Below are 24,762 nucleotides of genomic sequence, written 5' to 3'. Positions count from 1 at the left end.
GCCCTGTCCCCGGCCTGTCCGGACGGGCTTCAGCCCCGATTGCGCCAGAAACGGAATTTCAGTGATCACACGCCTTTCCTCGCTCTTCCTGCGAACCCTGCGTGAAGACCCGGTGGACGCCGAGGTCGCCAGCCACAAGCTCCTGGTCCGTGCCGGATACATCCGGCGTGCCGCCCCAGGCATCTACACGTGGCTGCCGCTCGGTCTGAGCGTGCTGCGCAAGGTGGAGCAGATCATCCGCGAGGAGATGGCGGCCATCGGCGCGCAGGAAGTCCACTTCCCGGCCCTGCTGCCCAAGGAGCCCTACGAGGTCACCAATCGCTGGACCGAGTACGGCGAGGGCCTCTTCCGCCTGCAGGACCGCAAGGGCGCCGACTACCTCCTGGCTCCGACCCACGAGGAGATGTTCACCCTCCTCGTGAAGGACCTGTACTCCTCGTACAAGGACCTGCCCCTCGCGATCTACCAGATCCAGAACAAGTACCGCGATGAGGCACGCCCGCGGGCCGGCCTCCTGCGCGGCCGCGAGTTCATCATGAAGGACTCGTATTCCTTCGACGTCGACGACGCCGGCCTGGACGCCAGCTACTTGGCTCACCGCGGCGCCTACCTGCGCATCTTCGAACGCCTCGGCCTCGAAGTGGTCCCCGTGAAGGCCACCGCCGGCGCCATGGGCGGGTCCCGGAGCGAGGAGTTCCTGCACCCCACCGCGATCGGTGAGGACACTTTCGTGCGCTCGGCGGGCGGGTACGCCGCGAACGTGGAGGCCGTGACCACGGTGGCGCCCGAGCCCATCGAGTACGCGTCGCTGCCGGCCGCCGTCGTCCGCGACACCCCGGACACGCCGACCATCGACACGCTCGTCGACGCGGCCAACCGCACCGAGCCGCGCGCCGACCGTCCCTGGACGGCCGCCGACACCCTCAAGAACGTGGTCCTTGCCGTCACGCTGCCCACGGGCGAGCGTCAGCTCGTCATCATCGGCGTCCCCGGCGACCGCGCGGTGGATCTCAAGCGCGTCGAGGCGAACATCGGCGCTTTCCTGCCGGTGGGCGGCGAGATCGGGCTCGAGGCCGCCTCCGAGGAGGACCTCAAGAAGAACTCCGCGCTGGTCAAGGGGTACATCGGCCCCGGCCTGAGCACCGAGGAGCCCGTGCTGGGTTCCGAGGGCGCCGCCAAGGTCCTGTACCTGGTGGATCCCCGCGTGGTGCCCGGTTCCAGTTGGATCACCGGTGCGAACGTCGACGGCAAGCATGTCTTCGGCCTGGTCGCCGAGCGTGACTTCGGCTGGGACGGCGTCATCGAGGCGACCGAGGTGCGCGAAGGTGACCTCGCCCCCGACGGGAGCGGTCCGCTGGAGCTGGCCCGCGGCATCGAGATGGGTCACATCTTCCAGCTGGGACGCAAGTACGCTGAAGCGCTGGACCTGAAGGTGCTTGACCAGAACGGCAAGCAGGTCGTGGTGACGATGGGTTCCTACGGCGTCGGCGTGACCCGTGCCGTCGCGGCACTGGCGGAGTCCAACCACGACGACCGCGGACTGATCTGGCCCCGGAACGTCGCCCCGGCCGATGTGCACGTGGTGGCCGTGGGCCGCGGCGAGGAGATCTTCTCCACCGCCGCTCAGCTCGCGGACGAGCTCTCCGCCGCAGGCCTGGACGTCATCTACGACGACCGCCCCAAGGTCTCTCCCGGTGTGAAGTTCGGCGACGCCGAACTGCTCGGCGTCCCCACGATCCTCGCGGTCGGCAAGGGCCTCGCCGATGGAGTCGTGGAGCTCAAGGACCGCCGCAGCGGGGAAGCGCAGAACGTGCCGGTGGCCGAGGCGGTCGCCACAGTGCGCGCCGCCGTCGCACACTGACAGGATGCGCATTGACCGGATGCAGACTGGCCGGATGACCGGATCACGGGCGGGCGTGTCATGCTGAGCGGTTTCGAACTGCTCGACGGCGGCACGCTCGCCGTGATCGTCCTGGCCGGCTTCTGCGCCGGCTGGGTCGACGCGGTGGTGGGCGGCGGCGGTCTCATCCAGCTGCCCGCCCTGCTCCTGGTGCCCGGCATCACCCCGGTGCAGGCGCTGGCCACGAACAAGCTCGGGTCCATCTTCGGGACCACCACGAGCTCCATCACGTTCTACCGGCGCGTGCACCCCGATCTGAGAACGGCCGTGCCCATGGCCCTGATCGCCCTGACCGGCAGTTTCGGGGGCGCCGTGATCGCCACGCAGTTGCCGGGCAAGGCGTTCAAACCGATCATCGTGGTGGCCCTCGTGGCTGTGCTGCTCTTCACCGCGTTCCGCCCCGCGGTGGGCGGTGAGACGGCTCTGAGGCATCAGGGCCGGAAGCACTACGTCCTCGCGTGCCTCATCGGGGCCGTGATCGGCTGTTACGACGGGCTGATCGGCCCCGGCACGGGTTCGTTCCTGGTGATCGCCCTCGTCTCCCTCATGGGGTACGCCTTCACCGAGGCCAGCGCCAAGGCCAAGATCGTCAATATGGCCACCAACGCCGGGGCGCTCCTGTTCTTCCTGCCGCACGGCTCCCTGCTCTGGGGCGTGGGGCTGCTCCTCGGGGCGGCCAACACCGCGGGCGGCTACCTCGGAGCGCGCATGGCCGTGGCTCGCGGAAACTCCTTCATCCGGTGGGTGTTCCTGGGAGTCGTGGCGGTCCTGATCGTCAAGCTCGGGTTCGACGTCTGGCAGGACAACGTCCGGTAGAGGGCAGCAAGCGCAGCCGGGTCAGTCGACCTGACCGGGGTCGAGGAGCCGCCGGGGGTCGATGGTGTCGTCCAGGACCTTCCCGGCCAGGGCGGAGGCCAGCCAGAGCGACCGCTCCGTCTCCCGCTCATGCCCGCCCTTCGTGGCGAACCAGAGGGCGTCCTCCACGAAGCTGACCACACTCCACTGCCGGGCGAGTTCCGCGTCCAGTCCCGCGGCCGCGCAGTAGTCCTCAAGCCTGCGCAGCACCCCTTCGGCGGGCCGCACCACGGGGTACTCGGCCAGGCGGTTGCGCAGCACGGGAGGCAGCGAGAACTCGGCGTCGCCCAGCACGGCCTGCGGGTCGATCGCCACCCACTCGGTGGTGTCCAGGCCGCCGGGGCCGTCCGGGTCCGGACCGCCCGGCCGCGCCAGGATGTTCAAAAAGTGGAGGTCCTGGTGCACCAGGACCTCACGGGAATCGCGCCTTCCCACCGTGCCGTGCACCTGGCAGACCTCCAGCGCGGCTTCCAGCAGCCAGCGGGGGAAGGGTTCCCCCGCATCCTGCCAGCTCTGCGGGAGCTCGTCGCACCAGCGCTCGGCGGTTTCGGAGAGTCGCGGGATGGCCGCGAAGGCGGGCGTGTCACCGAGGATCCGGCCGACGTCGTCCGCGGGGACGCTCAGCCGACGGACGATCCCGCCCCAGACCTCTGCTGCGTCCTGGAGATCCATGCTGATGAGGGTCCGATGAGGTTCGAGCCGTTCGAGCAGGAGGGCGCACCGCCCTGGGTCGTCCGCCAGGACGCGAACGGCGCCCCGTCCGTGCCAGACACGCAGGGAGGGGCCTTCAGACAGCGTCTCCTCGACCGGCAGGGACACCTTGAGAACTGCCGCCCCGTCCTGTCCGCGGACCGGGACCACGATGCCGCTGTAGCCGTGCAGGACCGGGAAGCCGGGGGACAGGTCCAGGCTCAGACCCCAGATGTCGAAGCACTCCTCGAGGAGGCGGGGCAGGGCTCCGATCCACCGGGCGCCTTCGGCGCTCCGCGTCATTCTCCTGACCAGGCCGGGCGGTAACGTCACGGGGGAGCTCACGGGTCCAGCTTAGTCTCGCGGGTGCGGCGGGGCTGCTGCCACCGTCGGCGCCCACGCGAGCGCGACGAGGACGGCGATCACGCCCAACCCCAGGCCCCCGGGATCAGAGGATGCCGGACTGTCCCAGGAGGCTGCCCACCAGGAACGTCGCCGTGAGGGCGAGCGCGCCGCCGATCACCACTCGAACGGCCGCGCGGGGCACACTCGCCCCGCCGATCCAGGCGCCGACGGCGCCGGTGGCGGCCAGGGCCGTGAGCACGACGCCGAACGTCACGGGGATCCGGATCGACGGGGAAAGGAGCAGCACCGCGAGCAGAGGCAGGATCGCGCCGGCGGTGAAAGCCAGTGCCGAGGCGAGGGCCGCATGCCACGGGCTGACGATTTCTTCTTCGTCGATATTGAATTCGCTTTTCAAATGAGCGCCCAGAGCATCCTTGGCACTCAATTCCTCGGCCACGAGCGTGGCGGTGGACGGCGAAATTCCCTGGGCGATATAGCGCTCCTTGAGCCGGATCAGTTCTCCGGCGGGATCGTCATTCAACGCCGTGCGCTTCTGGCGGACGATGGCTCGCTGGCTGTCGCTCTGGCTGCTGACCGAGACATACTCGCCGAGAGCCATCGAAATGGCCCCGCCGATCAGACCGGCGGCGCCGGCCGCGAGAAGGGGGCCTTGCTGGGTGGTGGCGCCCGCGACGCCGACCACGATCGCGGCCACCGAAACGATGCCGTCATTGGCCCCGAGAACACCGGCCCGCAGCCAGTTGAGGCGCTGTGCCAGATTGCCCCGGGCGCTCTTCTTCCCGGCGCCGGCCTTGATCTCCATTGTCGTCATGTCTTCAGGAAAGCACTCCCGGAAAAACAATTCCAGCAATGTTTGCCTTCACTTATTGAGAGAAGGCTCAGCTCATTGAAGTAAGCCTTGGCTCACTCGGAGAGGAAAAGCGGGCCGAAATCCGGACTCAGCGTGAGCCGGAGGACGGCGTCGAGGACGGAGCCGAGGACGGAGCCGAGGACGGAGCAGTGGACGGCGTCGGCGTGACGGCCTCCGGAACCCCCGGCAACGCCGCACCTGCTCCCGCCGACGGATCCCAGTGCCGGGCACGCGAGCCCGCCGCGAGATACTGCTCGATGGCCCAGGCCCGGAGATCCCCTTCGGAGACCGCCACGAGATCGAGGGCCGCGTTCGCCATTTCCCCCTCGACCGCGCCCAGGCCGGCGGCCGGGGTCTTGAGGAAGGTGACCGGCAGTTCGTACCCGGCCTCCGGCACCGCGGGCGTCCCGCAAGCGGCCCGCACCCACGCGGCGGCGTCGGAACCAGCGGCACGGACCGCGGTCTCGAAGCGGTCCGCGTCGGCCCGGGCCCCGTGGTCCAGACGGACTTCGGCCACCTGGTAGAGGTACGTCAGGTGCCGGCCCGCGCGCAGGACCGCCTGCGTGGCCTCGACCGCTTGCGGTGACGGTGTCGGCGCGCCGGACGCGGACGACGCCGGCCCGCTGCTCGCCGCGCCGCTCGCCGAGGCGGTGGCCGCCGTCGTCGTGGCCGGCATGGCGTCACCGTCCGGTGAAGGCGTGCCGGACTCGCAGGACGCCGAGGGGGCACTCGCCCCCGGCTTCACGAGGTCCGTGCCGGAGGGCGCCCCCGATGGCAGGAGTGGGCCCAGGGCGTCGAGGCGTCCCTGCGCGGCGGCGGTGTAGAGGCGGGCCAGTCCACCGTCCGGATCGCGCCGGGCCTGGTCGAGGAGGTTCGCGGCGCTCGTGCGGACGGCGGCCACGAGCTGGGGGAGCGTCGTGGGGCCCGCGGATGGTGAAGGGTGCGGCGAGGGAAGGCCCGCTGACGGCGCCGGCGGAGTCAGGGCCGCGCGCTGCTGCTCGAGGATTGTGGCGAGCGGGGCCGCCTTCGGGGCCGTGGTGGAGGCGAGCACGCGTGCCTGTGCGGCGAGCTCGCCCGTGCTGGTGGCGAGGACGGCCTGCGGAGCCTGAGCCGCGGCGTCGACGGGCGCGGGGGAGAGGACCTGGCTCACGGCGGCGCTCAGTCCCAGAACTGTGGCCAGCACCACTGCCGAAGCTCCCAGCCGACGGAGGACCGTGCCCGTCCGTCCCGTCTTTCCCGCGTTTTTCATCACCATGATCTTGCCATGGCCCCGCGATTCCCGGCGCCGGGGCCCGCCCGGCACGCGAGGATCGCGGAGGAATGCGGCGTCCGGAAGCCGCCGGGGCCAAAAAGTCGATACTCTATAGTCTGAAAACTTCAATCAGGGAGGCCTTGCGGACCATGAGCGGTGCCGGACATTCGACTACCCCAGACCAGGGCGGCCAGGACTCCGAAGCAGCACGGCTGCACGGACTCCTCGAGCCCGTGGTGACCGCCCAGGGTCTCTTCCTCGAGGAAGTGGAGATCCACAGGGCCGGGACCCAGCGCACCGTTCAGGTGCTGGTGGACCTCCCCGAGGACCAGCAGGGCGGCGTGAGCCTCGACCGCATCGCGGAGGTCTCCACGGACATCTCGGAGGCACTGGACGCGGACCCGCTGGACGGCGCCCAGGCGTACGAGCTCGAGGTCTCCTCGCCGGGTGTCTCGCGCCCGCTCACGCAGCCGCGTCACTGGCGCCGGAATCTAGGCCGCCTGGTGCGCGTGAAGCTGAGCGACGCTGAGCCGCTCACCGGCCGGATCCGCGAAGTCCACGAGGACAGTGTGACCCTGGTCCCGCAGCTCGAAGCGAAGAAGGGCGTCAAAGCCAAGGAAGGCGCACCGGTCACGGTGGCCTTCAGCACGATCCGCCAGGCCAAGGTGGAGATCGAATTCACACATCTGGACCATGCGGCGCTGGACGAAGCATTGGACCCCGAAGAAACTGAGGAGGCCTAAATGGATATCGACATGAGCGCGCTGCGACTCCTGGAGCGGGAACGCGAAATCCCCCTGGACAAGCTCATCCCCACCATCGAGCAGGCACTGCTGGTGGCTTATCACAAGACCCCCGGCGCCATCGATCAGGCACGGGCGGAACTGGACCGCAAGAGTGGTCACGTGACCATCTGGGCGAGCGAGATCGACGAGGAGGGCGAGGTCGTCGGCGAGTTCGACGACACTCCTGACGGCTTCGGCCGCATCGCGGCGAGCACCGCGCGCCAGATCATCCTCCAGCGCCTGCGCGATGTCGAGGACGACAACGTCCTGGGCGAGTTCAAGGGCCGTGAGGGCGAGCTCGTGGCCGGCCAGATCCAGCAGGGCCACTCCGCGCACATGGTGCAGGTCAACCTGGGAACCGTGGAAGCCCTCATGCCGCCGCCCGAGCAGGTGCCGGGCGAGAAATACCTCCACGGCAACCGCATCCGCGCGTTCGTCGTGAGCGTGCAGCGCGGCCAGAAGGGCCCCAGCATCACGCTGTCCCGGACCCACCCGGGCCTGGTCCGCAAGCTCTTCGAACTCGAGGTCCCGGAGATCGCGGACGGCTCCGTGGAGATCGTCGCCCTGGCCCGTGAAGCCGGCCACCGGACCAAGATGGCCGTGCGCGCCAACCGCCCCGGCATCAACGCCAAGGGCGCCTGCATCGGAGAGATGGGCTCTCGGGTGCGCGCCGTCATGACCGAGCTGAACGACGAGAAGATCGACATCGTGGACTTCTCCGACACCCCGGAGACGTTCATCGCGAACGCCCTCTCGCCGTCCAGCGTCACCAGCGTCACCATCGCGGACCCGGCGACCCGTTCCGCCCGCGTGGTGGTGCCGGATTACCAGCTCTCGCTCGCCATCGGCAAGGAAGGGCAGAACGCCCGTCTGGCCGCCAAGCTCACGGGCTGGCGGATCGACATCGTCTCCGACGCGGCCGGCGAGTAAGCCTCCGGGGGCCCCGACGCGCCGTCGCGCACGGCGGGGGCCGCCGGAAGGCGTAGAATGGATAACGCCGGTTCCCCGGCATGGCATCATGCGTGTCCGCCCCTCGGGCGGCACGCGCATTTCAAGCGAGGCAGGCGCACGTGGCAGCACCGACAAGTGCACCTCTGCGGACCTGTGTCGGATGCCGCCGCCGGGAAACCCAGGATCAGCTCATCCGGCTGGCGACCGTGACCTCCGACGCAGGTGAAAACCTCGTGGTGGTGGACGCGCGACGCCGGGTGGGCGGCCGGGGTGCATGGCTGCACCCCACCACTGAGTGCCTTGCCCTCGCCCAGCGGAAGCGTGCGTTCGCGCGTGCTTTCCGGAGCGCCGTCGTCAGCGACGGTCTGGAGGAGAAGCTGGCACCGCACAGTGTCCCCACCGGGGCGGAGACGCCTCAGGGGACGACCGTCCTATCCGAAAGCGGGTCAGAAATCTGATGGAAACCCGATGAGTTCCCTGCGATGAGCGCGTAACCATGACCAATCTGTTGCGCGCTGCACAGCGCCCCGAGCCGCTTTTCATGGCTCAGGGCAGGAAGAAGTATTAGACGGTTCGTGCCAAGGCTGATGCGCGGACCGAGACAGGAGAAATGTGGCCAAGGTCCGCGTACACGAGCTCGCCAAGGAGCTCGGTATCACCTCCAAGGATGCGCTTGCAAAGCTGCAGAGCCTCGGAGAGTTCGTCCGTTCCGCATCGTCGACCATCGAACCCCCGGTGGCGAAGAAACTGCGTGACGCATTCCCGGGTGGGGGTTCCGCTCCCGCCCCGTCCGCTGCACCCGCAGCGAAGGCAGCCGCTCCGGCCGCCCCCAAAGCACCTGCGGCGGCTTCCGCCTCCGCACCCCAGGCTCCTGCGGCCCCTGCCGCGCCGTCTGCATCCTCCGCGCCTGCCGCCTCCCCGGCCGCTCGCCCGGGTGGCATGAAGCCGGGTGGAGCCCCCAAGCCGGGTTCCCGTGCTGCCGCCGAAGCGGAGGCAGCACGTGTGGCCGCCGCCCGTGCGGCCAAGCCGGCTTCCCAGCAGCGCCAGTCCGGTCCTCGTGCCGGCGGCCCTCGTCCGGGCAACAACCCGTTCGCCAGCTCCCAGGGCATGCCCCGTGGGCGCGACGGCGAGCGTGCTCCCCGTCCGGGTAACAACCCGTTCGCCAGCTCCCAGGGCATGCCCCGTCCGGGCGGACCCCGTCCCGCAGCAGGCGCCGGCGGTCCCCGCCCGGCAGCCGGCGCCGGTGGGCCTCGTCCCGCAGCGGGCGCCGGTGGCCCGCGTCCGGGCGCACCGCGTCCCGGCGCTCCCCGTCCGGGTGCTCCGCGCCCCGGCGGTCCCCGCCCCACCCCGGGCATGATGCCCAGCCGCATTGAGCGTCCCGCTCCCGGTGCGGCAGCGCGTCCGGGCGCACGTCCCGGTGGCGGCCCCGGCCGTCCCGGTGGCGGCACTGGTGGCGGTGCTCCCGCCGGCGGTGGCTTCGGCAAGGGCGGCCGCGGTCGCGGTGGCACTCAGGGCGCCTTCGGCAAGGGTGGCGCCGGTCGTGGCAAGCAGCGCAAGTCGAAGCGTGCCAAGCGCCAGGAACTGGAGCAGATGAGCGCACCGTCGCTGGGCGGCGTGAGCGTGCCCCGCGGCGACGGCCAGACGGTCGTCCGTCTGCGCCGTGGTTCCTCCATCACGGACTTCGCCGAGAAGATCGATGCGAACCCCGCGTCGCTCGTCACGGTGCTGTTCCACCTCGGCGAGATGGCCACGGCCACGCAGTCGCTGGATGAGGAGACCTTCGAACTCCTGGGCGCCGAACTGGGCTACAAGCTCCAGATCGTCTCCCCGGAGGACGAGGAGCGCGAGCTGCTGAGCAGCTTCGACATCGACTTCGAAGCCGAGCTTGAGGCCGAAGGCGACGACGAGCTGGAGGCGCGCCCGCCGGTCGTCACCGTCATGGGCCACGTCGATCACGGTAAGACCCGACTGCTGGACGCGATCCGCAACTCGGACGTCGTGGCCGGCGAGCACGGTGGCATCACCCAGCACATCGGCGCCTACCAGATCACCCACGAGCACGAGGGCGTCGATCGCAAGGTCACCTTCATCGACACCCCCGGTCACGAGGCCTTCACGGCCATGCGTGCCCGTGGCGCCAAGGTCACCGACATCGCGATCCTCGTGGTCGCGGCCGATGACGGTGTGATGCCGCAGACGGTTGAAGCGCTCAACCACGCTCAGGCGGCGAACGTGCCGATCGTGGTGGCCGTGAACAAGATCGACAAGGAAGGCGCCAACCCGGACAAGATCCGTGGCCAGCTGACCGAGTACGGCCTGGTTCCGGAAGAGTACGGCGGCGACACCATGTTCGTCGACGTCTCCGCACGTCAGAACCTGAACATCAACGAGCTGCTGGAAGCCGTCCTGCTGACGGCCGACGCCGCTCTGGATCTGCGCGCCAACCCGGACAAGGACGCTCGCGGCATCGCGATCGAAGCGAACCTGGACCGTGGCCGTGGTTCCGTGGCGACCGTTCTGGTTCAGTCCGGCACCCTGCACATCGGCGACACGATCGTGGCCGGCACGGCTCACGGCCGCGTCCGCGCCATGTTCGACGAGGACGGCGAGTCTCTCACCGAGGCGGGTCCGTCGCGTCCGGTGCAGGTCCTGGGCCTGTCCAACGTCCCGCGTGCCGGTGACACCTTCTTCGTGACCTCCGACGAGCGCACCGCCCGTCAGATCGCCGAGAAGCGTGAAGCCGCGGACCGCAACGCCGCCCTGGCGAAGCGCCGCAAGCGCATCAGCCTGGAAGACTTCGACCAGGCCGTCGCCGAAGGCAAGATCGACACCCTCAACCTCATCCTCAAGGGTGACGTGTCCGGTGCCGTGGAAGCCCTCGAGGATGCCCTGCTCAAGATCGACGTGGGCGACGACGTCCAGCTGCGCGTCATCCACCGCGGTGTGGGTGCCATCACGCAGAACGACGTCAACCTGGCGACCGTGGACAGCGCGATCATCATCGGCTTCAACGTGAAGCCGGCCGAGCGCGTGGCCGAGCTGGCCGAGCGCGAGGGCGTCGACATGCGCTTCTACTCGGTCATCTACGCGGCGATCGACGACATCGAACTCGCGCTCAAGGGCATGCTCAAGCCCGAGTACGAAGAGGTCCAGCTCGGCACGGCCGAGGTCCGCGAAGTGTTCCGTTCCTCCAAGTTCGGCAACATCGCAGGCTCGATCGTCCGTTCCGGCCTCATCCGCCGTAACGCCAAGGCCCGTGTGCTGCGCGATGGCAAGGTCATCGGGCAGAACCTGTCCATCGATTCGCTCAAGCGCTTCAAGGACGACGCCACCGAGGTCCGCGAGGGCTTCGAGTGCGGTATCGGTCTCGGCTCGTACAACGACCTCACCGAGGGCGACATCATCGAGACCTTCGAGATGCGCGAGAAGCCGCGCGTCTAGGAGTGTCGGGAAGGCCGGGCCCGGGGGAGACCGTGGGCCCGGCCTTCCGTTCACCGTCACACGTCTTTTGAGGAGGAGAACATGGCAGATCCAGCACGCGCCGGAAGGCTGGCGCAGCGCATCAAGGTCCTGGTGGCTGAGGCTCTCAGGAAGGCCGTCAAGGACGAGCGCGCGCTCGACATCACCGTGACCGATGCCCGCGTCACGAACGATCTCCAGCACGCCACCGTCTACTACACGGTCCTCGGCGACGCCGACACCCGGGCCGGAGCGGAAGAAGTCCTGGCCCAGAACAAGGGGATCCTGCGCCGGGAGGTCGGACGCAATCTGACCATCCGCCTGACACCCACCCTGGAGTTCGTCGCCGACGAGATCCCGGAGAACGCCTCGAACCTTGAGGAACTGATCCGCAAGGCCAAGGAGCGGGACGCCGAAGTGGCGGCTCTGGCCGAAGGGGCCGTCTTCGCCGGCGAGTCCGATCCGTACAAGAAGGACGAAGAGGACCAGGAAGACTGATCCCTCGCCCTGCTGAATGAGCCCGGCATCCGTGCCGTGGCGCCGGGTACGACTGAGGCCCACCGGGATGTCCCGGTGGGCCTCAGTCGTACCGTCAGGTCTCTGTCGTGCTGACAGGTGTCGGGCGCCCTCAGGAGAGGGCGCCCAGGGCTTTACTTGGACCAGACGAGCGGCTTGTCGCGGTACGGGTTCAGGTCGTAGCTGAGGTAGTTGCTGGAGTTGCCCGTGTAGGACACCCCGGTCACCGCGGTTCCCGTCGGAGCGAGGGCGATCTGGCAGTCCACCTGGGTGTCGCCGATGGCCCGGAAGGGCTTGGGGTAGGGGCACTTGTCGAAGCCGCCGAAGATGATCAGGCTGCCGGCCGGCGAGCCGCCGGCCAGGGTGCCCTTGAAGGACGTGTGCGTCCAGGAGACCGAGGTCTTGATCGGGTTCAGCGTCTGCTTGAGGGTGACCTCGCTGTGGATGTAGTACGGCACGTAGCCCTTGTACTTGTCCGAGTTCTTGAGGCCGGACAGGTCCGCGAAGGAGCCCTTCTCGATGCTGGTGACCTTCACGTCGAAGAGCTGCTTGTCGTAGTAGTCCTTGCCGGGCTTGCCGGTCTGGACGAAGATCTTGCCGGTCTGGCCGATCTTCAGGGTGGTGCCGGCGGGAGTCATCTGCTCCACCGACGGGCCGCCCTTGGGGTCGGCTGCGGGGGCGGCACTGGTCTCCGACGGCGACTCGGACGGGGTGTCCGAGGGGGACGACTCGGTGGACGGAGTCTCTTCCGGGGTCTGCGACGGGGTGCTCGAGGAGCTCTCCGTCGGTGCCGGATCCTTCTTGGTGTCCACGGTGATGGAGCAGGCGCTCAGGCCGAGGGCCAGTGCGGCCAAGGCTGCGACGGCGCCCGCGCTGCGCGTGCGAGTGGTGAAGAGTGACATGGTTCCCTGATCCTTGCTACTGCGTCAGATGGCACCTGTTAGTGCAATCATTGGAGCAATTGTGGCATGGTCCGGGCCTGGAAGGCGATGGGGACCCCTCCCCATGACGCGGTGCTCAGCGGCGCGGGTGGAGGGCCGGAGGCGGCCCGTGCAACCGCAGGTGACAGCCTGGTCCGTGGTGGGTTGGAAGGCCGCCGGGGGACGAGTGCCGCCCGCGACCTCCTATACTGGAAGGCGTGCTTTCGGGACTGGTGATCGTGGACAAACCACAGGGTTGGACGAGCCACGATGTCGTGGCCCGTATGCGTCGGCTGGCGGGAACCCGCAAGGTGGGTCATGCCGGCACCCTGGATCCCATGGCCACCGGCGTCCTGGTGGTCGGCGTCAACAAAGCCACCCGCCTGCTGACCTACATCGTGGGCACCGGCAAGCGCTACACCGCTACCATCCGCCTCGGCCAGGCCACCGTGACCGACGACGCCGAGGGTGAGATCACCGCCGAGCAGGACGCCTCTGCCGTGGACGACCAGTCGATCCGCGACGCCGTGCTGCAGTTCCTCGGCGACATCCAGCAGGTGCCCAGCAGCGTCAGCGCCATCAAGGTCAACGGCGAACGCTCCTACGCCCGCGTGCGCGCCGGCGAGGACGTGGCGCTGGCAGCGCGTCCCGTGACCATCCGCCGCTTCGACGTCCTGGACATCCGCCACGACGGCGCCGTCGTCGACGTGGACGTGGACGTGGAGTGCTCCTCGGGGACCTACATCCGTGCCCTCGCCCGCGACCTGGGCGCCGCGCTCGGCGTCGGGGGCCACCTCACGGTCCTCCGCCGTCACGAAGTCGGGCCTTTCACGCTCGGCTCCGCCCGGACGCTGGAGCAGCTCGCGGAGGACTTCCAGGTCCTGGACCTGGCCCAGGCCGCCCGCGATCTGATGCCGGTCCGGGAACTCAGCGCCGAGGAGGCCGGGGACCTGTCCCACGGACGCCGCATCCCCCGGGACGAGGCGCAGCCGGGCACCGCCGAGCATCCCGTGGCCGCCTTCGCGCCGGACGGGACCCTCGTGGCGCTCCTGGCCGACTCCGGCCGACACGCCAAGCCCGTGCTCGTCTTCCCGCCGGACGCCCCGGAGGCGCCCGCCGGGTCTGGCGGGTCTGCCGCGGGGGAGCGGTGATGGACGTCTATTTCTGGATCATCGCCGTCGTGGGGGTCGCCTCCACGGTGATCTGCGCCGTCGCCGGCGCCCTGGGCAAGAAACCCAACGACGTCACCATCCTCTCCGTGGGGGCCGTGTGGGTCGCCCTGCTCGCCTACCTGGTGGGCTCCATCATCCGCGTGAGCCTGGGGGAGCGGATCCGCGGCGAGGCCTGGGAGTTCTGGGGCTACATGATCACGGCCCTGGTCCTGCCGTTGGGCGCCGTCTACTGGTCCGTGGTGGAACGGACCCGGTGGAGCAATTTCGTCATGGCGGTGGTGGGCGTGACGGCGCTCGTGATGGCCGCACGCATGAACCAGATCTGGTACTAAAGGAAGAACTCGGTGATGACCACCCCCAGCAACAAGGAACAGACGAGCCCGGAGCAGACGAGCCCGGAGCAGGGCAACACCCGGAACACCGGTCCAGGCCGCCTGCTGATCGCCGTCTACGGCGTCTTCGCCCTGGCGGCCACCGCGCGCGCCGCGTATCAGATCGCCACCAAGTTCCACACCGCTCCGCTGGCCTACCTCCTCTCGGCGCTGGCCGCCGTGGTGTACATCGTCGCGACGGTGTCGCTCGCGCGCCGCGGCACGGCGTCCTTCCGGGTCTCCGTGGTGGCCGTGAGCCTGGAGCTCCTCGGCGTCCTGGTGGTCGGCGCGCTGAGCGTCTTCGACGCCCAGGCGTTCCCGGCGGACACGGTCTGGTCCGGATTCGGCAAGGGCTACGGTTTCGTGCCGCTGCTGCTGCCGCTGCTCGGCCTCTGGTGGCTGTACAAGCGCCGGCCGGCCGCGGTCTGACGGCCCGGCACTTTCCGCAGCCCGCGCACCCGGTATTCTTGACAGGCCGCTAGCCGCGGCACACCGCTCTTGTAGGGGATGGCTCATGGTTGACATTTGGCGGGACCTCGCGGAGGTTCCGGAGGCTTACGGTCCCACCGTGGTGACGATCGGGAACTTCGACGGCGTGCACCGGGGCCACCGCCGCGTCCTCAGCCGCCTGGTCGAGGCCGCCCGGGAGAGCGGCGCACGCGCCGTCGTCGTGACGTTCGATCCGCATCCCGCCCAGGTTCACCGCCCCGAGCACGCGCCCGAACTGATCATGGGCCTTCAGGACCGGATCGAAGCGCTCGGCGCCGAAGGCGTCGACGCGGTCCTCGTCATGCACTACACGCCGGAGCTGGCCGCCATGAGCGCGCGCGGCTTCGTGCAGGACGTCCTGGTGGACGGCCTGCGGGCCGCCGGCGCTGTGATCGGCCACGACACCCGCTTCGGCGCGGGCAACAGCGGCGACGTGGACACCATGCGTGAGCTGGGCGCCGAACTCGGCTTCCAGGTGGAGGTCATCGACGAATACGGCAGCGACGACGACGGCGGCCTGTCGCGCCGCTGTTCGTCCACCTGGGTGCGGGAGGCACTCGCCTCGGGGAACGTCGAGCAGGCCGCCGAGGTGCTGGGCCGTCCGCACCGCATGCGCGGAGAAGTGGTCCACGGGGCCGCCCGTGGCCGCGAACTCGGATTCCCGACGGCGAACCTGGCTCACGAATCCTCGGGCTTCGTGCCCGCGGACGGCATCTACGCCGGGTGGCTCGTCGACGAAGCCGGAACCCGTTGGCCCGCCGCCATCTCCGTGGGCTCCAACCCCACCTTCGAGGGCGTTCAGCGCCAGGTCGAGGCCCACGTGATCGGCCGGCCGGACGAGCCGGTGGAGAGCTTCAACTTGTACGGTCAGTGCGTCGTCGTGGAGTTCGTCTCCCATCTGCGAGGGATGGTCGCGTACCGGGGTCCCGAGGCGCTCGTGGAGCAGATGTGCCTCGACGTGGCTCAGACGCGCGAGATCCTCGGAGTCGGCGCGTCCCAGGCCTGACCGTCAGGGCTGCCCACGCCGGGCTGCGCCCGGCACGGTGAGACCGGGGCGGAATCTCAGGAGGCCGCGGCCCCGGCCTCGGACGATCCGGCCCGGAGCCGCTCGGCGAATGCCCGGTGGTCCGCCGCGTTGACCTCTTCGTAGGCGAGCGACCAGTCCAGCAGGGCCGATCCCACTTTCCGGCCCCGGCCGAGGTATCCGGCGATCCTGGTGGCGGCCGGAGACTGGGAGTGGGCTCGGGACAACAGCAGCGCACAGGCCTGGGCATATCCGTGGAACGGGCCGTCCTCCAGGGTCGAGGCGTCGATCCCGCCCTTCATGTCGCGGAACTGCCGCAGGTAGAAATCGCCTTCCGGAGCCTGCAGATGGCCCAGGAACGGGTCGGAACACGCCTGGAGGATCTTCTGGAGGCCCACCACGCGGGCGCCTTCGCCGCGTTCGGCCACTCCGTCCAGCAGGGGGCGCGGCTGCGTGATCCCGCCGTATTCGGCCAGCACGCTCCGGCGAGCCTCCTTCGCCTGAAGGATGAGCACATCGTCTGCGGAGTCCTGCAGCGCCAGCACGAAGCACTGGGTTCCGACGCTCCCCACGCCCACCACCCGGCGGGCGAAGTCCGCGAGGGAGTAGTGCTGGACCAGGAAGGCGATGTCGATCGCGGCGTTGCGCTGATAGGCCTTGAAGAGCGCGTTGAGGTCGCGGGTCAGGGACGGATCCACGTGCTCCATGACGGGCGGGTCGTCGAGGAACCGGATGCGGCCGTCCTCGCCTTTCCGGGTCAGCTTGCGGGCGGCCTGTCCGGTGGTCCGCTTCCGCGCCTTCGTGATCGCGTCCTGGAGTGCCTTCCGCGACGGTCCGGACAGCCTGCTCAGCGTCTCTTCGGCGTCGACGTTCGCGTAGTACCGTTCCACGGGGCTCAGCCGGAGCGCGGCGTCCAGTCCCAGACGGTAGCCGTCGACGGCGGCCAGCACGGCGTTCTCGATGACCTCGGCGCTGCGTCCGCTGTCCCGCCCGGCGATGACAAGGCTCGTGACGAGGCGCTTGAGGTCCCACTCCCACGGCGCCCAGGCGGCTTCGTCGAAGTCGTTGAGATCGAACACCAGGCTCCGTTCCGGGGAGGCATAGAACCCGAAGTTGGCGAGGTGCGCATCCCCGCAGGAGGCCACCAGGATGCCGCTGTGCCGGTCGCGGGCGAGGTCCGCGGCCATCACGGCGGCGGCTCCGCGGTAGAAGGCGAACGGAGACGCCGCCATCCTCTCCTCGCGCAGGGGCGCGAGGGAGGGGACGCGCGTCGCGTTCTGCCGGTCGAGGATGTCGAGAGGCTCCCGCCCGTCCGTGGTGAGCCGCGCCAGTTCCCGGCGGGGATGGGACGACCGGGCGGCCCGGCCGGCGGTGAGCTGTTCCGTGAGGGTGGCGCGTGCAGGCTCCATGAGGACAGTCTGGTGGCCGCCGTCGCTCCGGACAAGCAGCGCCGCCGTCGCTTCCGCCCCGCCTTTCGACAAGGTGCGGCGGATGACGATAGAATGACAGGTGGATTCGGCTGCAGTCCGTGGTTGCCGAATCTGTTGCCTGCCCGCCTCGGCGGCAGGTGGCTACCCGGCAGTGAGTTTCTGTCCGGGCCGCACGGCACAACTCATAGGAGTTCACTGTGGCACTTGACGCCGCCGTAAAGACGCAGATCATCCAGGAATTCGCCACCCACGAGGGTGACACCGGTTCCCCCGAGGTTCAGATCGCTGTGCTGTCCAAGCGCATCTCTGACCTGACGGAGCACCTGAAGTTCCACAAGCACGACCACCACACCCGCCGTGGCCTCATGGCTCTGGTCGGTCGCCGCAAGCGCATGCTGCGTTACCTGCACGACACCGACATCAACCGCTACCGTTCGCTCATCGAGCGCCTCGGCCTGCGCCGCTAGTTGGTCCGGAAGCGGCCCGCTCCTCGAGTGGGCCGCTTCCTGCGGCACTGGCGAAAACTGAGTTCGACAGAAAAGCACATCAGCAGAAGACCTTCCGGATCCGCGCATTCGCGGTCCTCGGTAGTGACTCGCGGGACGGGCCTGAAGCCCTGGGCCCGAGAGTCTCGATCGAAGACCGGGTGACGTACAGGACGGCGACGCCGCCCCTGGGCTGGAGCGGACGGTTTTCACACATGAAACGGAGGTGACCCTTGGAGGGTCCCGAGATCCAGTTCTCCGAAGCGATCATCGACAACGGCCGATTCGGCCAGCGCGTGATCCGCTTTGAAACCGGCCGTCTGGCCAAGCAGGCCGCAGGTGCGGCCATGGTGTACATCGACGATGACACCGCCCTGCTCTCCGCCACCACCGCGGGCAAGCACCCGCGTGAGGGCTTCGACTTCTTCCCGCTCACCGTCGATGTGGAAGAGCGCATGTACGCCGCCGGCCGCATCCCCGGCAGCTTCTTCCGCCGCGAAGGCCGTCCCTCCACGGAAGCCATCCTGGCCTGCCGTCTGATGGACCGCCCGCTGCGCCCGGCCTTCGTGAAGGGCCTGCGCAACGAGGTTCAGATCGTGGTGACCGTCCTCGCGATCAACCCGGACGAGCTCTACGACGTGGTCGCCATCAACGCGTCCTCCATGTCCACTCAGCTCTCCGGTCTGCCGTTCTCCGGCCCGATCGGCGGCGTCCGCGTCGCGCTGATCGCCGATGAGCAGGGCAGCCAGTGGGTCGCCTTCCCGAAGCACTCCCAGCTCGAGAACGCCGTGTTCGACATGGTCGTGGCCGGCCGCATCGCCGGTGACGACGTCGCGATCATGATGGTCGAGGCCGAGGCCACCGACAACTCCTGGAACCTCATCAAGGAACAGGGCGCCACCGCCCCGACCGAAGATGTCGTGGCCGAGGGCCTCGAGGCCGCCAAGCCGTTCATCAAGGCCCTCTGCGAGGCACAGGCCGACCTGGCCGCGCGCGCCGCCAAGCCCACGGTCGAGTTCCCCGTCTTCCTCGACTACCAGGACGACGTGTTCGCCGCCGTCGAGGCCGCCGCTGCGACCCGCCTGGCCGAGGTCTTCCAGATCGCGGACAAGCAGGAGCGCGACGCCGCCACCGACGCCCTCAAGGACGAAGTGGTCGCTTCCCTCTCCGAGCAGTTCGAAGGCCGCGAGAAGGAGCTGTCCGCTGCCTTCCGCTCCGTCACCAAGCAGGTCGTGCGCCAGCGCATCCTCAAGGACCAGGTCCGCATCGACGGCCGTGGCCTGACGGACATCCGTCAGCTCACCGCCGAGGTCGAGGTTCTGCCCCGCGTGCACGGTTCCGCCATCTTCGAGCGCGGCGAGACCCAGATCATGGGTGTCACCACGCTGAACATGCTCAAGATGGAGCAGCAGATCGACTCCCTGTCGCCGGAGAAGACCAAGCGCTACATGCACAACTACAACTTCCCGCCGTACTCCACCGGTGAGACCGGCCGCGTCGGTTCCCCGAAGCGCCGCGAAATCGGTCACGGCGCTCTCGCCGAGCGCGCCCTGGTGCCGGTGCTGCCGAGCCGCGAGGAGTTCCCCTACGCGATCCGTCAGGTGTCTGAGGCTCTCAGCTCCAACGGCTCGACGTCGATGGGTTCCGTCTGCGCCTCCACCCTGTCCCTGCTGAACGCCGGTGTGCCGCTGAAGGCCCCCGTCGCCGGCATCGCCATGGGCCTGGTGTCCGACGAGGTCGACGGTCAGACCCGCTACGCGGCCCTGACCGACATCCTCGGCGCCGAGGACGCCTTCGGCGACATGGACTTCAAGGTCGCCGGCACCCGTGAGTTCGTCACGGCCATCCAGCTCGACACCAAGCTGGACGGCATCCCCGCCTCCGTGCTGGCCGCCGCTCTGAAGCAGGCCCGCGAGGCCCGCCTCCACATCCTCGACGTGCTCAACGCCGCGATCGACACCCCTGACGAGCTCTCCGAGTTCGCTCCGCGCGTCATCGCCGTGAAGATCCCCGTGGACAAGATCGGCGAGGTCATCGGCCCCAAGGGCAAGATGATCAACCAGATCCAGGAGGACACCGGCGCGGACATCTCCATCGAGGACGACGGCACCGTCTACATCGGCGCCACCAACGGCCCGTCCGCCGACGCCGCCCGGTCCGCGATCAACGCCATCGCGAACCCGCAGATCCCCGAGGTCGGTGAGCGTTACCTGGGCACCGTGGTCAAGACCACCACGTTCGGCGCGTTCGTCTCCCTCACCCCGGGCAAGGACGGCCTCCTGCACGTCACCGAGCTGCGCAAGCTGGCCGGTGGCAAGCGCGTGGACAACGTCGAGGACGTCGTCTCCGTGGGCCAGAAGGTCCAGGTGGAGATCACCAAGATCGACGACCGTGGCAAGCTCTCCCTCTCCCCGGTGGTTGAGGACGAGGCCGAAGCCCCGGCTGGCGAGTAGTACATGGCAGCCACTGAGCTGCCTCTGAGCGTGGAGCAGGGCCGTCCGGTCCTGCTCCACGCTCATGATGGGGCAGAAGTCCGCCGGACCATCCTCCCGGGCGGCGTTCGGGTCGTCACCGAATCCATGCCGGGGCAGCGCTCCGCCACCATCGGTTTCTGGGTCGGCGTGGGCTCTCGCGACGAGGTGGGCGGCCAGCACGGCTCCACCCACTTCCTCGAGCACCTGCTCTTCAAGGGCACCCGACGCCGGACCGCCCTGGAGATCGCCTCCGCCTTCGACGAGGTGGGCGGCGAATCCAACGCGGCCACCGCGAAGGAGAGCACCTGCTACTACGCCCGCGTGCTGGACCGTGATCTGCCCATGGCGATCGACGTCATCGCGGACATGATCACGGGCGCCGTCCTCGACCCCGAGGAGCTCGAGCAGGAGCGCGAGGTCATCCTCGAAGAGATCGCCATGGACGCGGACGATCCCACCGATGTGGCGCACGAGCACTTCGTGTCCGCCGTCCTCGGTGAGCATCCGCTGGGCCGCCCGATCGGCGGCACCCCCGAAGCCATCCGTGCCGTGGCGCGGGACTCGGTCTGGGAGCACTACCGGGAGCACTACCGCCCCCAGGAACTCGTGGTCACTGCCGCCGGCGGTCTGGATCACGACGTCGTGTGCTCGCTCGTGGAGGAGGCTCTCCGGTCCGCCGGCTGGCCGATGACGCAGGGCACCGCGCCGAAGCCGCGCCGGTCCTCCGTGGCGGCCGAGATCTCCGGGCAGCCGGGCCTCGCCGTGGTGAAGCGTCAGGTGGAGCAGGCCAACATCATCCTGGGCTGCCCGGGCCTGGTGGCCGGCGACTCGCGTCGTTACGTCATGAGCGTGCTGAACTCCGTGCTCGGCGGAGGCATGTCCTCCCGCCTGTTCCAGGAGATCCGCGAGAAGAAGGGCCTGGTGTACTCCACGTACTCCTTCTCGTCGAGCTACGCGGACACGGGCTACTTCGGCCTGTATGCGGGCTGCAGTCCGGCCAAGGTGGGGCAGGTCATCACCCTGCTCCAGGCCGAACTGGAGAAGCTCGCCGAGCACGGCATCACCGAGTCGGAACTGAGCAAGGCCAAGGGCCAGCTCTCCGGCGGGATCGTGCTGGCCCTGGAGGACACCGGCTCCCGGATGTCACGCCTGGGCCGTGCGGAACTGGTGTCCGGCGAGTTCCAGAGCATCGACGACACGCTCGCGCGGATCGACGCGGTGACTGCGGACGAGGTTCTGGAGCTAGCGCGGGACATGGCCGGGCGTCCCCGCACCATCACCGTCGTCGGACCATTCGACGAGTCGGAGACGTTCGGGCTTTAACGAAGCGCGGAGCAACGATCTGCTCTGCCTGCTATTCCCACGGCGGCGTGGTCACCACATGCCGTGGCCAGGGCCGTGGGGCCCTTTTACGCAGGCTGCCGCAGATCCTTGCTCCGCGCTGGGCTTTCTGCGGACGTCTGCGGCTCGTCGCGTGGTCAGCCACCGGCGAAGGGTGGGAGGACGTCCACCATGTCCCCGGGGGAGAGGGGCTTGGTGTGGTCCTTGGCGGCCACGCCGTTCACGAGGAACGAGCTCCGGGACAGGACCCGGGAGAGTTCCGGGGCGCCCGAGGGGGTGCCGGGGCGCTCGAGCCGCAGCAAGGTCTCCAGGAGCGCGCCAAGGGTGAACGGGGCCATGGGGGTGGCCGCGCCGTCGTCGTCCGGGTGGGTGAATGCCGCGGGGTCGATGCGCTCCTCGTCCAGCCCGGCGGCGGCCTTGGCCGCGGCGAAGTACCGTACCGTGATCATCTGTTCTGTTCTCCTGCGTGACTCTGCGTGACTCAGCCGCCGATGGCGCTCATGGAGCGGTCCGGCTGCACGAAATCGGGGGCGTCCAGGCCCACATGGCCCATGCCGTGGGCCTTCGGCTTGACCCACATGGCCTCCTGCCAGCGGCGCACGAGTTCGGCGTCGTCCGCGCCGGAGCGGAGCGGCCCGAGGAGGTCGAACTCCTCGCGGGAGAACAGGCAGCTCATGACCTTGCCCTCGGCGGTGAGGCGGGTGCGCCGGCAGTCGGAGCAGAACGGCTCCGTCACGGACGCGATGATGCCCACCGTGCCGAGCGCCTGACCGGTCTCCCGGGAGAACACCGTGAACCGTTCCGCCGGGGCGCCGTCGCGCTGCCGGGGATCCGGACCGAGGTCGAACCGCTCCTCGATGATCTCCCGAGTCTGAGCGGCGGTGATGAGCTGTTCGCGCTGCCAGATGTGGTCCGCGTCCAGCGGCATCTGCTCGATGAACCGCAGCTCGTAGCCGTGTTCCAGCGCCCACGCCAGCAGATCCGGCGCCTGGTGGTCGTTGAGGCCGCGCATGAGAACCGCGTTGAGCTTGAGAGGCGTCAGCCCCGCCTGGGCGGCCGCCTCGACGCCGCGCAGCACCTGGTCCAGGAAGTTGCGCCGGGTCAGCGTGGCGAAGGTTTCGGGGTGGATGGAGTCAAGCGAGACGTTGATCCTGCTCAGACCCGCATCCCGGAGCGCCTGGGCCCGTGATTCAAGGCCGACGGCGTTCGTGGTCATCGAGATGGGCAGCTCGGGATGATCGGAACGCAGCCCCGCGATGATCTCCACCAGGTCGGCGCGGACCAGCGGCTCACCGCCGGTCAGGCGCAGTTCGCGCACGCCGAGGCGGTGCACGGCCAGGCGCACCAGACGGCGGATCTCGTCCTGGGTCATGAGGCGGTCCTTCGCCATCCAGTCGAGTCCGTTGGCGGGCATGCAGTACGTGCAGCGCAGATTGCACTTGTCGATCAGCGAGACCCGGAGGTCGGTCGCAAGGCGCCCGAAACGGTCCAGAAGACCGTTGTGGTCAGGCATCGGCGACAGGTCGCCGTCCCGCACGGCAGGGGGAAGCCCGGGCATGCCGAGGGCTACGCGCACGCCCGCATCGTGTGCGGTGTTCTCCATGTCTTTCACCCTACGCCAGCCGGACGGCACCGGGATGTTTCAGTCTTGTCATAACTGCCGATCCCCGGCTCTTGATCGGTGCCACCGGCCTACCCTGGAGAAATGAACGGTGCCTCGCCCTCCCCGGAATCCCCGGCGGCTTCACGCTCCGGCCGGGCTCCGCTCTGGCGGGTGACGACTCTGGCCGCCGTGTGCGGTCTGCTCGCCGTCGGAACCGGCGTGCTCGCGGGGGAGTTCCTCAGCACCTGGCTGAGCCCCTCGCTGACACCCTTGAACGCCGTGGGCGGGATGGTGATCGACGCGGTCCCCGCGCCCGTCAAGGAATGGGCGATCGCCAGCTTCGGGACCTCGGACAAGACGGTGTTCGGCATCGTCATGCGCGTGATCGCCGGGCTGCTGGCGGCGCTGGCCGGGATCCTGGAACTCCGTCGACGCCGCGTCGGAGTTCTCATCGTGGCCGCGGTCGGGATCGTCGCGGCCTGGGCCGGCGCTGTGAGGCCCGACGGCGGCGCCGTGCCGGCGGTGCTGGGCCTGCTGTCCGGGGTGGCGGCCGGCGTCGTGCTGTCATTCCTGATCACCCGGCTCGGCGACTGGGCCCGGAGCGGCGCCCGGACGCAGCCGGCGAGCGGCTCCGTGGAGGACTCCATGAGCACCCGCCGCCGGTTCCTCGGCGCGGTCGCCGCGAGCGCCGTGGGGGTCGCCGTCCTCGCGGCGGGCACGGCCGTGGCGCGCGGCGCCCGGAACGGTTACCAGACAGCGCGTGCGGCCCTGAAACTCCCCGCCCCCGCGAAGGCCGCGCCGCCCGCTCCGGCGGATCTCCCCGTGCCGGGCATCTCGCCGTGGGCCACCCCGAACGGCGAGTTCTACCGGATCGACACCGCCCTGGTGGTGCCCTTCGTGGACCCCGCCACCTGGACCCTCAAAGTCACCGGGCTGGTCGACCGGGAGGTCACGCTCAGCTTCGACGAGCTGCTCGCCAAGCCCCTCCGTGAACTCGACGTCACCCTCGCGTGCGTGTCCAACGAGGTCGGCGGCGACCTCGTGGGGAACGCCCGCTGGCTCGGCTGGCCCGTGCGGGAACTGCTCGCGCAGGCAGGAGTACGGCCCGGCGCCGACATGGTGCTCTCCACGAGTGTGGACGGCTTCACCGCCAGCACGCCGCTCGAGGCGCTGAGCGATGGCCGGGGCGCCCTCCTCGCGATCGGCATGAACGGCCAGCCGCTGCCTCCCGAACACGGTTTCCCGGTCCGCCTCGTGGTGCCCGGCCTGTACGGCTACGTCTCCGCGACCAAGTGGGTCACCGAGCTCAAGGTCACGACGTTCGCCCAGGACATGGCGTACTGGACATCCCGAGGCTGGTCCGATCACGGCCCCATCAAACGGTCCAGCCGGATCGACACGCCCCGCCAGGGAGCGACTGTCGCTCGGGACGGCGTCATCGGCGGCGTGGCCTGGGCACAGGGCACCGGCGTCGCGTCGGTGGACGTGCGGCTCGACGACGGCGCGTGGCAGCCCGCGCGCCTCGGCGGAGACGGCGGCACGGACTCCTGGCGGCAGTGGTCGCTGCCCCTCGCCGGGCTGAGTGGAGGAACCCCCGCCGCGGGCGAGCACCGGCTCACGGTCCGCATGACGGGCCGGGACGGCCAGCCCCAGTCGACGGACCTGGCGCCCCCGGCGCCGAACGGTTCGAGTGGTCTGCACACGGTCACCTTCCGGGTCGGATGATCCTGTGCGGTCGTGGCGCGGTCACCGTGCGGTGATGCCGGACCATCGGCGCCGTGTCGTCCGAGCCGGATCCTCGGCCGTGGTCCGGGACCCGCTGCGGCCTG

The 24,762-nt window shown here is 69.4% G+C and carries 22 protein-coding genes; 15 read left to right on the top strand and 7 right to left on the bottom strand.

Annotated features, from left to right (window positions below):
- The first annotated feature begins 61 nt into the window (after positions 1-61).
- Together AB6732_RS09235 and AB6732_RS09230 are read left to right on the top strand one after the other, a co-directional pair.
- Positions 62-1,861, top strand: a complete 1,800-nt coding sequence (locus tag AB6732_RS09235; protein ID WP_370959700.1) for a proline--tRNA ligase — start codon at positions 62-64, stop codon at positions 1,859-1,861.
- 60 nt (positions 1,862-1,921) lie between these two features.
- The gene (locus tag AB6732_RS09230; protein WP_370959699.1) at positions 1,922-2,716 is read left to right on the top strand and encodes a sulfite exporter TauE/SafE family protein; all 795 of its coding nucleotides are present in this window, start codon (positions 1,922-1,924) and stop codon (positions 2,714-2,716) included.
- A gap of 21 nt (positions 2,717-2,737) precedes the next feature.
- On the opposite strand, the gene AB6732_RS09225 is transcribed toward AB6732_RS09230, so the two are convergent.
- The 3 genes from AB6732_RS09225 to AB6732_RS09215 all read right to left on the bottom strand — a co-directional run bounded on the left by AB6732_RS09225 (position 2,738) and on the right by AB6732_RS09215 (position 5,910).
- The gene (locus tag AB6732_RS09225) at positions 2,738-3,748 is read right to left on the bottom strand and encodes an aminoglycoside phosphotransferase family protein (protein ID WP_370959698.1); all 1,011 of its coding nucleotides are present in this window, start codon (positions 3,746-3,748) and stop codon (positions 2,738-2,740) included.
- Positions 3,749-3,893: 145 nt separating this feature from the next.
- Complete coding sequence (locus AB6732_RS09220; protein WP_370959697.1) at positions 3,894-4,622, bottom strand: VIT1/CCC1 transporter family protein; 729 nt, start codon at positions 4,620-4,622, stop codon at positions 3,894-3,896.
- Positions 4,623-4,749: 127 nt separating this feature from the next.
- Positions 4,750-5,910, bottom strand: coding sequence for a DUF4439 domain-containing protein (locus tag AB6732_RS09215; protein ID WP_370959696.1), 1,161 nt, complete (start codon positions 5,908-5,910; stop codon positions 4,750-4,752).
- A 152-nt stretch (positions 5,911-6,062) separates the two neighbouring features.
- Here AB6732_RS09215 and rimP point away from each other — a divergent pair, with 152 nt between their 5' ends.
- From rimP to rbfA, 5 genes are all read left to right on the top strand, one after another.
- Complete coding sequence (rimP, locus tag AB6732_RS09210; protein WP_370959695.1) at positions 6,063-6,656, top strand: ribosome maturation factor RimP; 594 nt, start codon at positions 6,063-6,065, stop codon at positions 6,654-6,656.
- Entirely contained in the window at positions 6,657-7,628 is a 972-nt protein-coding gene (nusA, locus tag AB6732_RS09205; protein WP_370959694.1) for a transcription termination factor NusA, read from the top strand.
- Between the two features lie 80 nt (positions 7,629-7,708).
- A complete protein-coding gene (locus AB6732_RS09200) occupies positions 7,709-8,107 on the top strand; it encodes a YlxR family protein (RefSeq protein ID WP_370959693.1) in 399 nt (132 codons plus the stop codon).
- A gap of 154 nt (positions 8,108-8,261) precedes the next feature.
- Complete coding sequence (gene infB / locus AB6732_RS09195) at positions 8,262-11,090, top strand: translation initiation factor IF-2 (RefSeq protein WP_370959692.1); 2,829 nt, start codon at positions 8,262-8,264, stop codon at positions 11,088-11,090.
- A gap of 81 nt (positions 11,091-11,171) precedes the next feature.
- Entirely contained in the window at positions 11,172-11,606 is a 435-nt protein-coding gene (gene rbfA / locus AB6732_RS09190) for a 30S ribosome-binding factor RbfA (protein ID WP_370959691.1), read from the top strand.
- A 152-nt stretch (positions 11,607-11,758) separates the two neighbouring features.
- On the opposite strand, the gene AB6732_RS09185 is transcribed toward rbfA, so the two are convergent.
- The gene (locus tag AB6732_RS09185) at positions 11,759-12,526 is read right to left on the bottom strand and encodes a hypothetical protein (RefSeq protein ID WP_370959690.1); all 768 of its coding nucleotides are present in this window, start codon (positions 12,524-12,526) and stop codon (positions 11,759-11,761) included.
- 236 nt (positions 12,527-12,762) lie between these two features.
- On the opposite strand from AB6732_RS09185, the gene truB reads away from it, so the two are divergent.
- From truB to AB6732_RS09165, 4 genes are all read left to right on the top strand, one after another.
- Positions 12,763-13,695: a tRNA pseudouridine(55) synthase TruB gene (gene truB, locus AB6732_RS09180; protein ID WP_370959689.1), complete on the top strand. Its 933-nt coding sequence runs from the start codon at positions 12,763-12,765 to the stop codon at positions 13,693-13,695.
- Positions 13,695-14,048: a hypothetical protein gene (locus AB6732_RS09175; protein ID WP_370959688.1), complete on the top strand. Its 354-nt coding sequence runs from the start codon at positions 13,695-13,697 to the stop codon at positions 14,046-14,048. The genes truB and AB6732_RS09175 overlap by 1 nt, the downstream gene beginning before the upstream one ends.
- Positions 14,049-14,063: 15 nt before the next feature.
- Positions 14,064-14,516, top strand: coding sequence for a hypothetical protein (locus tag AB6732_RS09170; protein WP_370959687.1), 453 nt, complete (start codon positions 14,064-14,066; stop codon positions 14,514-14,516).
- Positions 14,517-14,601: 85 nt separating this feature from the next.
- Complete coding sequence (locus AB6732_RS09165; RefSeq protein ID WP_370959686.1) at positions 14,602-15,582, top strand: bifunctional riboflavin kinase/FAD synthetase; 981 nt, start codon at positions 14,602-14,604, stop codon at positions 15,580-15,582.
- A 56-nt stretch (positions 15,583-15,638) separates the two neighbouring features.
- Here AB6732_RS09165 and AB6732_RS09160 read toward each other — a convergent pair whose 3' ends face one another.
- Positions 15,639-17,009, bottom strand: coding sequence for a DUF2252 domain-containing protein (locus tag AB6732_RS09160; protein ID WP_370959685.1), 1,371 nt, complete (start codon positions 17,007-17,009; stop codon positions 15,639-15,641).
- A 218-nt stretch (positions 17,010-17,227) separates the two neighbouring features.
- On the opposite strand from AB6732_RS09160, the gene rpsO reads away from it, so the two are divergent.
- The 3 genes from rpsO (at position 17,228) to AB6732_RS09145 (ending at position 21,312) form a co-directional block, all read left to right on the top strand.
- The gene (gene rpsO, locus AB6732_RS09155; protein ID WP_066215295.1) at positions 17,228-17,497 is read left to right on the top strand and encodes a 30S ribosomal protein S15; all 270 of its coding nucleotides are present in this window, start codon (positions 17,228-17,230) and stop codon (positions 17,495-17,497) included.
- Positions 17,498-17,748: 251 nt separating this feature from the next.
- The gene (locus AB6732_RS09150; protein WP_370959684.1) at positions 17,749-19,968 is read left to right on the top strand and encodes a polyribonucleotide nucleotidyltransferase; all 2,220 of its coding nucleotides are present in this window, start codon (positions 17,749-17,751) and stop codon (positions 19,966-19,968) included.
- Positions 19,969-19,971: 3 nt separating this feature from the next.
- Positions 19,972-21,312, top strand: coding sequence for a M16 family metallopeptidase (locus tag AB6732_RS09145; protein WP_370959683.1), 1,341 nt, complete (start codon positions 19,972-19,974; stop codon positions 21,310-21,312).
- Positions 21,313-21,467: 155 nt separating this feature from the next.
- Here AB6732_RS09145 and AB6732_RS09140 read toward each other — a convergent pair whose 3' ends face one another.
- A complete protein-coding gene (locus AB6732_RS09140) occupies positions 21,468-21,779 on the bottom strand; it encodes a MoaD/ThiS family protein (RefSeq protein ID WP_370959682.1) in 312 nt (103 codons plus the stop codon).
- A gap of 32 nt (positions 21,780-21,811) precedes the next feature.
- Positions 21,812-22,888, bottom strand: coding sequence for a GTP 3',8-cyclase MoaA (moaA, locus tag AB6732_RS09135; protein ID WP_370960107.1), 1,077 nt, complete (start codon positions 22,886-22,888; stop codon positions 21,812-21,814).
- A 147-nt stretch (positions 22,889-23,035) separates the two neighbouring features.
- Between moaA and AB6732_RS09130 the strand changes: the two genes are divergently transcribed.
- On the top strand, positions 23,036-24,658 hold the full coding sequence (locus AB6732_RS09130; protein ID WP_370959681.1) for a molybdopterin-dependent oxidoreductase: 1,623 nt from the start codon (positions 23,036-23,038) through the stop codon (positions 24,656-24,658).
- Positions 24,659-24,762 lie beyond the last annotated feature (104 nt).

Origin of the sequence: Arthrobacter sp. RCC_34 (genome assembly GCF_041360795.1) — a bacterium.
GTDB lineage: Bacteria > Actinomycetota > Actinomycetes > Actinomycetales > Micrococcaceae > Arthrobacter_E.
This window is presented reverse-complemented; position numbering and strand designations above follow the sequence as displayed.

Bases quoted from the DNA above. Each gene is read 5' to 3' on its own strand.
- moaA (WP_370960107.1), bottom strand. From the start codon at position 22,888: ATGCCCGGGCTTCCCCCTGCCGTGCGGGACGGCGACCTGTCGCCGATG.
- AB6732_RS09225 (WP_370959698.1), bottom strand. From the start codon at position 3,748: ATGACGCGGAGCGCCGAAGGCGCCCGGTGGATCGGAGCCCTGCCCCGC.
- AB6732_RS09215 (WP_370959696.1), bottom strand. From the start codon at position 5,910: ATGAAAAACGCGGGAAAGACGGGACGGACGGGCACGGTCCTCCGTCGG.
- AB6732_RS09170 (WP_370959687.1), top strand. From the start codon at position 14,064: ATGACCACCCCCAGCAACAAGGAACAGACGAGCCCGGAGCAGACGAGC.
- AB6732_RS09165 (WP_370959686.1), top strand. From the start codon at position 14,602: ATGGTTGACATTTGGCGGGACCTCGCGGAGGTTCCGGAGGCTTACGGT.
- AB6732_RS09130 (WP_370959681.1), top strand. From the start codon at position 23,036: ATGAACGGTGCCTCGCCCTCCCCGGAATCCCCGGCGGCTTCACGCTCC.
- AB6732_RS09220 (WP_370959697.1), bottom strand. From the start codon at position 4,622: ATGACGACAATGGAGATCAAGGCCGGCGCCGGGAAGAAGAGCGCCCGG.
- rimP (WP_370959695.1), top strand. From the start codon at position 6,063: ATGAGCGGTGCCGGACATTCGACTACCCCAGACCAGGGCGGCCAGGAC.
- nusA (WP_370959694.1), top strand. From the start codon at position 6,657: ATGGATATCGACATGAGCGCGCTGCGACTCCTGGAGCGGGAACGCGAA.
- AB6732_RS09140 (WP_370959682.1), bottom strand. From the start codon at position 21,779: ATGATCACGGTACGGTACTTCGCCGCGGCCAAGGCCGCCGCCGGGCTG.
- AB6732_RS09175 (WP_370959688.1), top strand. From the start codon at position 13,695: ATGGACGTCTATTTCTGGATCATCGCCGTCGTGGGGGTCGCCTCCACG.
- rbfA (WP_370959691.1), top strand. From the start codon at position 11,172: ATGGCAGATCCAGCACGCGCCGGAAGGCTGGCGCAGCGCATCAAGGTC.
- AB6732_RS09160 (WP_370959685.1), bottom strand. From the start codon at position 17,009: ATGGAGCCTGCACGCGCCACCCTCACGGAACAGCTCACCGCCGGCCGG.
- AB6732_RS09145 (WP_370959683.1), top strand. From the start codon at position 19,972: ATGGCAGCCACTGAGCTGCCTCTGAGCGTGGAGCAGGGCCGTCCGGTC.
- AB6732_RS09185 (WP_370959690.1), bottom strand. From the start codon at position 12,526: ATGTCACTCTTCACCACTCGCACGCGCAGCGCGGGCGCCGTCGCAGCC.
- AB6732_RS09230 (WP_370959699.1), top strand. From the start codon at position 1,922: ATGCTGAGCGGTTTCGAACTGCTCGACGGCGGCACGCTCGCCGTGATC.
- AB6732_RS09200 (WP_370959693.1), top strand. From the start codon at position 7,709: ATGGCATCATGCGTGTCCGCCCCTCGGGCGGCACGCGCATTTCAAGCG.